Here is an 11,884-nt window from a genome sequence, read left to right on the forward strand (position 1 = left end):
TCAGTGCCATGACGGAGATGGCAACGATGCACTGGAGGTGGCCCGCATCGGGATGGGCATGCGGGCAGTGGGCCGCACATCAACGCTGCCTGGCAGCGCGCGCCACGGGTATGCCAACCCGGCCACGCAAGCCTTGTGATCTGCCGGGCAACGGCAGTTCGCCGAAGCTTGAGCCCATGGCCTTGCGGTGCGGGTGCCGCTGGCGATGCTGCAATCTGGTCAAATGACCATGGTGCCCATCCTGCGTGGGCTAGACACCCTGGTGCCGGTAGCCGGTAGCCACGGCGTTGCGATCGATTTGCTGGCGCTGCCGGAGCGATCGCTTGAGGTCGCTTGGGCTTGCCCGCGCAGCGCGCGGCCCGCACTATGCGGCGACTTGTCGTGAAACGTGTCCAGTGCGCCTTTTTTTATCTGTTCTCCATTGGTTGATGGTCTTGCTGTCGCTTGGCTTATGCACGACCGTGTCACCCGCACTGGCAGCACGGGCACCGGTCACTCCGGTGCCTACCCAGATCACGCTTGCGGATGGGCTACCGTCGGAGACCATCAGCGAACTCGCCGAAGACAAGCAGGGCTATCTCTGGCTTGCCAGCGATGATGGTCTGGCCCGATTCGACGGGCGCAACTTCCGCATCTGGCGCATGGAAGAAGGGCTGCCCAGCAATGCGGTCTGGACGGTTTGTGTCAGCGACGACAATCGGGTGTGGATGGGCTTCGAGAACGGCGGTGCCGGTTTCCTGGAGAACAAGACGCGCATCTTCACGCCGTTGGAGAGCCCGCAGTTTCCGGAATTGCGCGAAATCACGGTGTGGGCGTTGGCGCAGACCCCGAACGGCGACATCTGGCTGGGCACCGCAACCCATGGTCTGTATCGGCGGCGCCCCGATGGCAGCGTGCAGCGATTCACCTCTGTGCCGGGCGACGACACGAGCCTGCCGGCTGACAGCGTCACGGGGTTCGAGGTGGCACCGGACGGGACGTTGTGGATGGGCACTCCCGGCGGGCTCGCACGCTGGAACGGCACGCGTCTAGAACGTGTGGCGCTTCCCGGCAGCTCCCAGGCCGTCAATCGGCTGTACCTGGAGCGTAGCGGCGACACACTGTGGGTGTCGGATCTTACCGGCGACTTTTTCGGGATGAAGGCCGATGGTCAGGCCCGTCCCCAGCCATGGCGCGACATCTCGCACAAGCAACGCATCCTGGGCGTGCTGCTGCACGATCGTGGTGGGCGGTACTGGCTGGACGCCAACGGTGGCATCGGCTTGGCGTTTTCAGGGAAAGACATTCGTAACGTGCCGATCTACAGCTTTTCGGCACACGGCCTGGTCAAGCGGAACTGGATCGCCGCATACGAAGACCGCGAAGGTGGATTGTGGTTTGCCGCGCTTGAAGGAGGCTTGTGGCACCTGCCTCCCCACTGGGACATGTTTGCCGTGCTGTCGCACCATAGCAACGCGCTGCAGTCGCCGGCCAATCCCTCCATCACGGCAACGACGCCGGCGGCCTCTGGCGGCATCTGGTTGACGGGCACAAAAGGCGTGCTGGAATACCTCGACCCGGCGACCGGGAACCTGCGGCAAGAGCGGCCCAAGATCGGCAAATACGTTGCCGCGGACTACATGCTCGAAAGCCGGGCCGGCTACGTCTGGATTGGGGTCCACGCCGAATTGGTGCGCTATGACCCGCGCTCGCGCCAGGTCAAACGCTGGCAGTTGGGCAGCAATGTCGATGCCGATGCATCCCTGGAGCGGGCAGGTCGCATGGCCGAGGATGCGCAGGGGCGACTGTGGGTCACCGTTGTGCAGCAGGGGCTGCAGATCAGAAGCGAGGAAGGGCAATTGCTTCGGACCATCGTCGAAGGCAGTCATGGGCTGGAAGCGTTGACCATTCTCGACATCCGCGCGGGTCCGGATGGACAGATCTGGCTTGCCAACAATGCCGGGTTGCGGCGCTGGGATCCGGCGGCCGACCGGTTTGTGCCGGTGCGCGGCGCGCCAACGCTGCCAACGCAGGTCTTTCGTCTTGCTGAAGGCAACATCGTCTGGATCGGCTTGACGGGGCAGATACGGCGCTACCTCTGGGATGGTCGGCAGCTCAAGCATCTGGACACGGTGGGGAAAGATCAGGAATTCCCGATGGTGGCGCCGAACGGGTTGGTGGTCGATGCCAAGGGCGTGGCCTGGGTGTCGAGCCAGCGCGGCTTGATCCGTATCGATCCCGGCAGCAAGCTGGTGCGGGTGTATGGGGTGCACGACGGGCTTCCCAGCCCGCAATTGCAGCCCAATACCCTGGTGCAGGCAACGGGCGGGCAGATCGTTGCAGGGTCGCCCGACGGCGTTGTGGTGTTCGATCCCACTGCCATGCGCCCCAACACCCGCAGGCCGCCCTTGCTGATCGAACGCGTCGGCTTGCGGCGAGGCGAACGTGGGCTGGATATCACCGGCCAAGAGCCGTTGAGGATGCAGGACGACGACCGCGACCTGCACATCGTGGCGCGCATGCCCACCTTTACCCACCCGGAGTCGTCCAGCTACCGCTTCCGGCTGAGCGGCTACGACCCGGACTGGATCGATGTCGGCCCCAGCGGTGAGCGTCTGTTCTCGCGGCTGCCGCCGGGGGACTACACGCTGGAAGTGCAGGGGCGTACCGCCGACGGCATCTGGTCGGCGAGCCAGACACTCAAATTTCAGGTCCTGCCGCCGTGGTGGCGTAGTCCGTGGGGGCTGGTGTTGCTGGTCACCTTGGCGGTGTGCGTGGTTGTGGCGGTGGTGTTGTTGTATCGCCGACGATTGCGCCGCTTGAATGCCTGGCAGTTGGCGGTGCACAAGCAGGAGTTGGCCGAGCAGGCGTCGCTGGCAAAGACCCGCTTTCTGGCCACGCTGGGGCATGAAGTCCGCACACCGATGACCGGCGTGATGGGCATGAGCGAGCTGCTGCTCAAGACCCAGCTCGATCACACGCAACGCAGCTATACCGAATCGATCCGGCGCGCGGGTGCGCATCTGCTGCGATTGGTCAACGATGCGCTGGATCTGGCGCGCATCGAATCCGGGCGCCTTGAGCTGGATCTGCAGCCGTTCTCGGTGCGTCAGTTGGTGGCCGAGGTGGAGGCGCTGATGGCGCCGCTGGCGCAGGAACGCGGCCTGCGTTTCAGCCTGGACGTCGGCCTGTTGGGCGATATCACCGCCAGCGGCGATCCCACCCGCATCCGCCAGATTCTGCTCAATCTGCTCAGCAACGCGATCAAGTTCACCGAGCGCGGTGTGGTCGGTTTGAAGCTGACCACGCTGGGGTCGTATCAGGGCCTGCGCTTTGAAGTCGCCGATACCGGCCCGGGCATCAATGCCGATCAGAAGGCACGGCTGTTCCAGCGGTTCGAGCAGGGCGATGGCGCCAAGACCACCTCGCGCTACGGCGGCAGCGGTCTGGGTCTTGCGATCTGCCAGGAACTGGCGCTGGCGATGGGTGGGCATATCGAAGTGATCAGCCGTCTCGGCGCCGGGACGCGATTTGTCGTGGACCTGCCGCTGCGCTGGGTGACCTCCAACGCTGCGCTGAGTGGTGAAGTGACGCGTGCCAGCGCGACCATTGCGCCGCAGCGCGTCCTGCTGGTGGAGGACGACCCGACCATCGCCGAGGTCATCGTCGGCCTGCTGCGCTCGCAGGGCCACTCGGTGGTGCATGCGCCGCACGGTCTGGCCGCATTGACCGAAGCTGCCGACAATACGTTCGACCTGGCACTGCTGGACCTGGATCTGCCCGGGCTGGACGGGTTCGCACTGGCGCGGCAATTGCGCGTGTTCGGCTACGAGATGCCGCTGATTGCGGTGACCGCGCGCTCCGATGAAGCCGCCGAACCCACCGCCAAGGAGGCCGGCTTCGACAGCTTCCTGCGCAAGCCGCTGACCGGTGACATGTTGGCCGACACCATTGCCGATGCATTGCGACGGGGCCGCACGCGCCAGGACATCTAGAGCAGCTAAAAAACCTAGCGAGCAGTCGCCAGCTGGGTGCGACGGCGCGCAGGAACCGGAACGCACGCATGGTCCATGCCGCACCGAGCACCGGCCGCGCCCGCCTGGCTGGGAGTACAGTCGTCTTGGTGGCTGCCCTTGGCGCTGCCGACCACTGAGGGCGCCGGTGCCACGCACGGCTCGCACGCCAGGCGCGGCATAGCGCCTGATCGAAGCGTGCGACGCGTTACTCAGCCACCGCTTCCACGTCCCTGGGATGCGGACGTGTATCGGCCAGCTGCCAGAAGATCAGCGTCGACGTCAGCGTGATGCCACCCACGCACAGGAAGGTGGCATGCAGTGCCGCAGTGGCGCCGTGCGTACCGCCCAGATGGGTGTTGAAGGCGGCCAGCAGGCTGCCCGCCGCCGCCGCGCCAAAACCGGTCGCCAACATCATCACCATCGACAACAGGCTATTGCCCGGGCTGGCCTGATCGCGATCCAGGTCGCGCAGGGTGACGGTATTCATGACGGTAAATTGCAGCGAATTGACGCCGCCGAAGCAGGCCAGCTGCAGCAGCCGCAGCCACAGCGGCTGACCCACATCGATCAGTGCGAAGCTTGCCATCGCCAGCCCCACCAGCACGGTATTGATCATCAAGGTGGTGCGGTAGCCGAAGCGCCCGACCAGCTTCACCGCAGCGCGTTTTGCGGCCATGCCGGCCAGCGCCACCGGCACCATCATCAGCCCGGCATTCATCGGGCTCATCTCCAGGCCCACCTGCAGCAACAACGGAATCAAGAACGGCATCGAGCCACTGCCGACGCGCGCGAACAGGTTGCCCAGGATGCCGATGCGATAACTGGCCACCTTGAACAGCGCCAACGGAAACAGCGCGTTGCCGGTATTGCCGGCATGCAACCAGTAACCGGCCAGCGCAGCCAGCCCGCCGATCGCCAGCAACATCACAAACGCATGCTGCAGGCCGAGTTCGGAAATACCATCCAGCGCCAGCGACAACGCCACCATGCCGACCGCGAGCATCAGATAGCCGACCAGATCGAAGCGCCTGCGCGCATCGCCGTAGTGGTCCGGCATGATCTTCAACGCAGCGATGAAGCCGATGATGCCGATCGGCAGGTTGATCAAGAACACCCAGTGCCAGGACGCCACTTCCACCAGCCAACCGCCCAGCGTCGGGCCGATCAGCGGGCCGATCAGCGCGGGGATCGCGATAAAACTCATGGCGCGCAGGAAGTCCTCGCGCGCCACCGTCTTGAGCACCGCCAGCCGGCCCACTGGCAACAACATCGCACCACCGATGCCTTGCACGATGCGCGCGCCCACCAGCTGCGGCAGCTGTTGCGCTGCTGCGCACAGCAACGAGCCCAGCGTGAACACGACGATCGCGGCCAGAAAGGTACGCCGTGTCCCGACGCGATCTGCGATCCAGCCCGATGCCGGGATGAACATCGCCACCGCCAGCGCGTAGCTGAAAACCACCGACTGCATCTGTAGCGGACTCTCGTGCAGGCTGCGCGCCATCGACGGCAATGCCGTATTGACGATGGTCGCATCCAGCATCTGCATGAAGATCGCCAGCGACACCAGCCACAACAGCGGTTTGATGCTGGCGTAGGCGCGCGGGACGGGGACCGGAGGGGGCATTGGAATCGCCATCGGGATGTCCATCGGAAAGACCGCGAATTGTCTCAGCGTCGCTGTGCAGAAACGCGCAACGGCGTGCGCATGTGATCCGAATGTGGACGGCTGGTTGATCAAACGTGTTCGGCGCGCCGACCATCGAAAGATCGGCAGAAGCGTTACCGCGGTGCTGACACGGCCGCGCCACACGCATGTCCCTGCACGGTGCCGGGGCGGACGCCTTGCGGTACGGCGCTGCATCGCTGCGTCTGAAAGAGTGCATGAGGTCACGCCCCGACGCCTGGGCCGGCATCGTCCGGTCGCCGGGGAGAGCCTGCTCGCTTGCAAGGATGTCTGCTTGAGCCCGTCGCCGCAGGCCATCCGTGGTCGCTGCAGCGGTAATGAATGAGACCCACCTCACCCAATGGACGACGGAGTCGGCCACCAATCACCAATCGCCGGGACAGCCGTCAGGCGGCGTGTTAATGCCGCAGGTGGCTTGCAACAAACGTCTGATTCGCCGGCGACTGCTCGGTGCCTCCAACGGGTCTGGTAAGCGCAAGCGAGGTTCATCCCACTGTGCGATGGATCGATCGAGCGGGAAGCCAGGGACGTGTTGGATTTTCCCGAAGAGCGGAATCATTGCTTGGAGTATTGCCGACGGTCTGGTCAGGGATGGCGCGACTTGGGTATGGCCGCCTTCTGAGCGCGCCAGTCATCAGGTCGGACTATCAATGCAAAAGCAGGTCTTCGATGTAGTACAGCACGCCTATCTTCCGGGCGATTCCATCGCAACGATGCTCGAAAAGATTGCCGCGGAACTGGCCCAGAGCGGGCTCTTGAACGGTGCAGCATGCGCGTTTGTCGGCGCGCAGGACAGCGATGCGCATTCGCCCGATCTGGCAAGCGAGCAGATGGCGATCGCGCGCTGCTTTCCGGTCCAGTATGCCCATCGCGTTCTCGGCACCCTGAAAGTGACGCCGGCCCAAGACGGGATGAGCACGCAGGCGGTGACGCTGTGTCAACGGATCGCAAAGTGCTGTGCCTATCTGATGCAGCGCGATGCCGCGCGTGCCTGGGCGGAAAATCGACTCGATCGACCATCGCTTGTAGTAGGCGTGTGCGAGCAGGTGTGGATGGTCGACGCGTTCGTCGAGCGTGCTGCAGACAGTCGCTTGCCGGCGATCGTGAGGGGGGACTTCGGCACCGAGAATGATGAGGTGGCCATCTTGCTGCATGCAAACGGGCCTTGGCAGAACGGGCCGTTCGTTGTGGTGGATTGCGACGATCCTGATGGCGACCCGTTGGCATGGTTCGAGCGCGCGGCCGGCGGAACGCTGTTCCTGCAAGGGGTGGACGCGCTCGATGCAGCGCTGCAGCGTCAGTTGGCTCGGTGTCTTCGGGACCGGCACGGCCACTGGCGCGCCTCGGGTGCCGATGTCTTCACCCGGGTGATCGCCTCCACCACTGCCGATCTGTCAGAGTGCGTGCGCGCGGGGCGTTTCTCGCGTGCGCTGTTGTCGCAACTCGATGTGCTATCGATCGAGCTTGCCGCGTTGTGCGAGCGGTTGCCGGACATCGCGTTTCATCTCGAACGCATCCTGGCACGGCACGGCCTCGATTCCCGGCACTGGGTGACTGACACGCTGATGGATGCCCTGACGAATTATTCGTGGCCCGAAAACCTGCAGGAGCTGGAGCGGGTGGTGCTGCGCCTGGCGGTCATGACCGCAGGCAGGCCGGTCCAGATCGTCGATCTTCAGCGGCATGCGCCTGTCCTGGCCGCAAGCCTGCTGCAAGCACAGCAGCGTGTCGCGAGCTCAGTGCCATCGCAGCCGGACGATCGCCCAGTTGCGCCCACGCTACCGGCAGCCCCTGTCGATTGGATTGACGGCCTTCCGCATCGCCCAGGCCAACGCCTTGCCACCTTGCACGACGCGCTGCGGCGCGCCCTGGTGCATCTTGGCGAACACTATGCAGAGCCGCTGACCCTGGGCGATCTGGCCAAGCAGGCGCACGTCAGTCAGTCGCATCTGGGCTTTCTGTTCCGCGAGGAGCTGGGCACCACGTTCAAGCCGCTGCTGCAGCAGCTCCGTATCGAGAAGGCCAAGGATCTGCTGCAGCGCGAGCAAAAACTGCGTGTGACCGAAGTGGCGCTGAAGGTCGGCTTCGGGGACTTGAGTCATTTCGAAAAGAGCTTTCGACGGTTGGTGGGGGTGAGTCCGCGCGCGTTTCGCAACGCGCGCGGACAAGGAGATGTGTCTCCGGTTTAAGCCTGAGGCAACAGGGTTTTGATGGCATCGTGCTGTTTGGACAGCCGTTCACGCAGCACGAACTCTTCGACCAGCGCCGCAGCCGCCTTGCGCTGGCCGTTGATATCCAGCAGCGCTGCGTAAGCGCTGCCTTGACCGGCCGGGCCGGAGTGGAACGGCGCCTGCGCGTCCGTGGCAGTGGTGAGGGTCAAAAACGCCAGGGCGGTTTTTTCGAACGGTGGCTGTTTGGCATTGACGAACACCACCAGTGTGCATTCGTAGCTGATGCCTCCCACGCGCGGCGTGTTGTGCGGTTGGGCCAGAACCTGGACGTCCTCGCCAAGCCAACCTCCCACAGAGTGCGCGAATGCGGCAATGTCCAGTGCCTGCAGCTGTTTGTAGCTGACCCGTGCAACCGCTGCCATGTCCACGCCGGAAAAGTGCAGCTGATCGACGGCCAGAGACGGGCTTTGTGCGAGGGTGTTCATCAACAGCAGGTCGTCGCTGAAGGCGGCCGAGAGCAGCACCGGCGCGGTGAACGCACCGGACAGCAACGTGAGCAGGGTGCCGGTGCCGTGGCGTGCGGCAAGAATGCGCGCGCGCGTGGCGTCGGTCGGCTGTCCATTGGCATAGTCCGGCGCCGCCTGCGTGGTGCGTGTGCGCACCGACGCCATCAACGCGTTGACCAGCGTGGCGGCATCGTCGCCCAACGCGCCTACGTGTCTGCCGGCCATCCCGGCGAGCACGCTCTGAAAATGCGCCAGCTGAGCGGTGGATGCGTACCAGGCGTAAATTGCAGCGACGCGCTCGCGGCGCTTTGCTTCCTTGTGCGCACCGAGTGCCAACGGATCGCTGGCGATCTCGCACAACATCATCAGATTCTCGCGCAGATGGTAGTCCAGATCCGGCAGCGGCAATTGCCAGCGTTCCTGCTGGCCGGCGGCGGTGGCGATGGTCAGGTGCCCGTTGCCTATTTCCGACCAGATCGCGATTGCCTCGATCGTATCGCGGCGTGGCACGCTGACATCGATCAGTTCCATCAGGATGCCGCGTGGACTGGCCGGCTGCGAAACGATGTGGTCGGGGTAGCCTTCGATCAGCGTGGCTTGCCAGGTGTAGCCCAGTCGATAGAGAACAAAGGGCTTGATCCCATCGTTCAGCACGATACCCGGTGGGGAGGGCATACCGCGCTCGCCGGGTTTGGCGATTTCCACACCGCTGTAGGCAGACAAGCCGGTGCGGTCGCGGTCGAAGACACGGCGAAAGGTTTGCGGCTCGTCGCACTTGAGCAAACACCCCACGTCGGTGGTGTGCGGGGGCCATTGGGCACGTGGAATGGGGTAGACCTGCTGTGCCAACGGCGACGCGTTAGGCGCAAGCAGGCTGAGCTCGAACGCGATGAGCACGCCGGCCTTTCTCATTTCATCGACGACGATGTCTTCGATCTCTGCATGCAGCGCATCCTGCACGGCGCCGGGAAGCCAGGGGTCGATCGCCACCTGCGTGTCCCAGTCCGAGCTTCCCGAGTCGAACAGATGCTGGTCGTGTCCCTGCAGCAGATCCATGCAGGCGGTGAACGCATTGCCACCCTTGATGTAGAAACGGGCCAGCGGTTGGTCGGCGCGCAGCATGAAACGTTCGCGTAACTCGATGCACAGAATTGCGATCCGATCCTGGATGCTGCCCAACGCCTGGATCACTGCCGAGCGCACGTTGGGATAGCGCGCAGCGTCGTTGATCCGCTTGGTCAGCTCGCCGCTGATCGCACGGCGCAGGTCTTCTTGTTCGGGAGATTCCTTCATGGCTTGGCCTTGTCTGCGAACCTGTGGAAAAAATCTGTGCTCACGGCGCGCTCGGATCCGCGACGGCTGCATGACTCAGGTCGACTTCCAGACCATCGCAGGGCGTTCCGGGCAGCGACAGCACTGCGTCCTGCTCGAACTGCCAGAGTGCCGCGTGCGCATCGCCGCAGCCGGCCGGATCTGATGCCGTCAGCGTGCGAATGTCGCCGGCATAGGGGTGCCTGCCGACGGTCGCGACACGCCAGGCCCAGATCTGCGGACTCGGCCCAGGCATCAGATCGGCCACCAGATCCGCTGCCAGCGCATGCGAGCAATACAGCCCTGGGGAATAACCGGCGTCAGCCAGTGCGGCGATCCAGGCGCGGATGTAGGCGATCGCAGCGGCGCCGGGGCGGCTGCCGTCCTCCCAGTCCAGGTAGACGGTGGCGCCAGTTGGAAATTCTTCGCTGCCGGCCAACGCGGCGGCCTGCGCGCCGTCGATGCCGCCCTGCTCGGCGGTGACGACGTGCGCGCCTGGGCCCGTGGTCTGCTGGCCCAGATAGACCGGTGCCAATCCCCAGCCATTGGCGACCAGCGTCGGTCGCCACCCCATCCAGCCGGTGTCGGCATGGCTGGGCGCGGGTGCGAGGTAATAGCCGCACCAGGCAAGGCTGGTATTTGTCTTCAGCCAGGCCAGCGCGGGCAGGCCCGGAAAGCGGTCGGTGTCGAAGCCGGTGTGGAAGGTCATGGTGAAACTCCGCGTCGAGGGGAGGAAGCATCGAGATCGGAATCAGGGAGATGTCTGCAGATGCGTGGCCATTTGTGCGTACCAACCAATTGCCTGGCTTTCTCTTCGCGGCCAAGTGTCGTCACGAGTGGTTGGATAGGGCGGGCCTGGCTTAGGTGGATAAGCGAGTTTTGCGCTGACGTAGGCGCCTTCCTCGATGGTCTGCGGTGCCAACGGCTGGTGGACGCCGAGGTAGTGGGTCAGTTGCGATCGATCGATGCGTTGCACCGACGCGATCTCCCAATCGCACACCGCACTTGCGTTCGGTCGATTGGCGCCGACTCGCGACCTGATCGCCCGATTGATGACATCCACGATGCCGTCGAGCGCCGCCGTGCTCTTGAAACGCACCAGCTGGAACGCGTTCCCGCCGGGATCCTTCAGTTCGATGTCGAGATCCCGCAAAAAGTCGGCGGGATTTTCAAGAGCGAAGCCGGTTTCCTCGGTAAATTCGCGCCGTGCCGCCTGCTCGGCAGATTCCCCGGGATTGAGACCGCCGCCAGGCAGCGACCACTGGCCAGCCTGGTTCACGATTGCCAACGGTTTTTGCCGGGCCCATTCCCGCATGTCGCGTACCAGCGTGTCGGCATCCACACATGCAGCGTTCCATTGCAGAGGATCGCTGCCGGCGCCTTTGATTTTCGATTCCAGCGATTCGCCTGCCCTTGCACGAGATGAGCTCGGCCCGAATTTCACCCTGAGCAGGTGGCCGGCGCCCTCCATGGCCTTGTCGGTGACCACATCGCAACTTGGACTGTCGGTGCAGGCATTCTGGTATGCAAGACCGAGTGCCTGCGCTGCGCCGATATAGGCTGCATCTTTCTCCCGTAGGCCGTTGGCGGCTAGCCACGCCCCTCGCAGGCAGTTTCGAGCACTGTCCCAGTCGGCCTCTGCAAAGGGTGGGCTGGCACCGGCTGCATTCGCAGTGATCTTGCACAACAGGGCAACCGCTTCCGCCGCCAACACCGGTGCGGAGTGATCCCCCCACCAGTTGTTGAAACAGCGTTTGCGTGCGATCAGATAGGTGCCCGCTTCATCCCATAACGCGGCATAGACCTGCATGGCCTCAGCCTCCGTTCGATGGCGATCCTGCGGCCGTCTGCGTTGCCGCCACTGTCGCGGCCATCGCCTGCTCGGCCTGTTGCTGCGCGGCGGCAACGGCAGCGGTTGCGGCTTCATCGGCCTGCTGCAATGCCTGACGGGATGCATAAGCCGCCTGCTCGTTGTCGGCGACGGCGGCGTTTGCGGCCTGCATCGCGGCCTGTACGGCCTTGTCGCTGGCGGCTATTGCCTGTTCGACCTGAGCTTGCGCTGCCTGCAGCGCGGCCTCGATTGCCGACGGCGCGGACGGTTGCGCAGTGCTTGTGGTCGGCGCTGTAGCGGTCGTGGCTGATGGGGTCGGAAGGGTGTCGTCGGACATGTCGGTGTCTCCTGAAGTGGAAGCGCAGTGGAGCGGGGCAACGTCA

At 64.3% G+C, this 11,884-nt stretch carries 7 protein-coding genes and 1 other RNA gene; 2 read left to right on the plus strand and 6 right to left on the minus strand.

Annotation, left to right across the window (positions count from 1 at the left end; genetic code table 11):
- Positions 1-428 precede the first annotated feature (428 nt).
- Entirely contained in the window at positions 429-3,974 is a 3,546-nt protein-coding gene (locus ACCQ06_RS07740; RefSeq protein WP_316692518.1) for a hybrid sensor histidine kinase/response regulator, read from the plus strand.
- Positions 3,975-3,977: 3 nt separating this feature from the next.
- Here ACCQ06_RS07740 and ACCQ06_RS07745 read toward each other — a convergent pair.
- Together ACCQ06_RS07745 and mdtD are read right to left on the minus strand one after the other, a co-directional pair.
- A non-coding RNA gene (locus ACCQ06_RS07745) (sX9 sRNA) lies at positions 3,978-4,051 on the minus strand.
- A 149-nt stretch (positions 4,052-4,200) separates the two neighbouring features.
- Positions 4,201-5,622 (minus strand): multidrug transporter subunit MdtD, encoded by a 1,422-nt coding sequence (gene mdtD, locus ACCQ06_RS07750; protein ID WP_316691620.1) that lies wholly within the window; start codon positions 5,620-5,622, stop codon positions 4,201-4,203.
- 377 nt (positions 5,623-5,999) lie between these two features.
- Between mdtD and ACCQ06_RS07755 the strand changes: the two genes are divergently transcribed.
- Complete coding sequence (locus tag ACCQ06_RS07755) at positions 6,000-7,871, plus strand: helix-turn-helix domain-containing protein (RefSeq protein ID WP_316691621.1); 1,872 nt, start codon at positions 6,000-6,002, stop codon at positions 7,869-7,871.
- Here ACCQ06_RS07755 and ACCQ06_RS07760 read toward each other — a convergent pair.
- Genes ACCQ06_RS07760 through ACCQ06_RS07775 form a run of 4 tightly spaced genes read right to left on the minus strand, consistent with a single transcriptional unit; the run spans position 7,868 to position 11,838 of the window.
- Entirely contained in the window at positions 7,868-9,652 is a 1,785-nt protein-coding gene (locus ACCQ06_RS07760) for a hypothetical protein (protein ID WP_316691622.1), read from the minus strand. The genes ACCQ06_RS07755 and ACCQ06_RS07760 overlap by 4 nt on opposite strands.
- Positions 9,653-9,692: 40 nt before the next feature.
- The gene (locus tag ACCQ06_RS07765; protein ID WP_228324242.1) at positions 9,693-10,379 is read right to left on the minus strand and encodes a glycoside hydrolase domain-containing protein; all 687 of its coding nucleotides are present in this window, start codon (positions 10,377-10,379) and stop codon (positions 9,693-9,695) included.
- Between the two features lie 42 nt (positions 10,380-10,421).
- Positions 10,422-11,480: an NUDIX domain-containing protein gene (locus ACCQ06_RS07770; protein WP_316691623.1), complete on the minus strand. Its 1,059-nt coding sequence runs from the start codon at positions 11,478-11,480 to the stop codon at positions 10,422-10,424.
- 4 nt (positions 11,481-11,484) lie between these two features.
- Entirely contained in the window at positions 11,485-11,838 is a 354-nt protein-coding gene (locus tag ACCQ06_RS07775; RefSeq protein WP_228324244.1) for a hypothetical protein, read from the minus strand.
- Positions 11,839-11,884: the final 46 nt, after the last annotated feature.

Origin of the sequence: Xanthomonas sp. NCPPB 4467 (genome assembly GCF_041475665.2) — a bacterium.
Taxonomy (GTDB): Bacteria; Pseudomonadota; Gammaproteobacteria; order Xanthomonadales; family Xanthomonadaceae; genus Xanthomonas; species Xanthomonas dyei.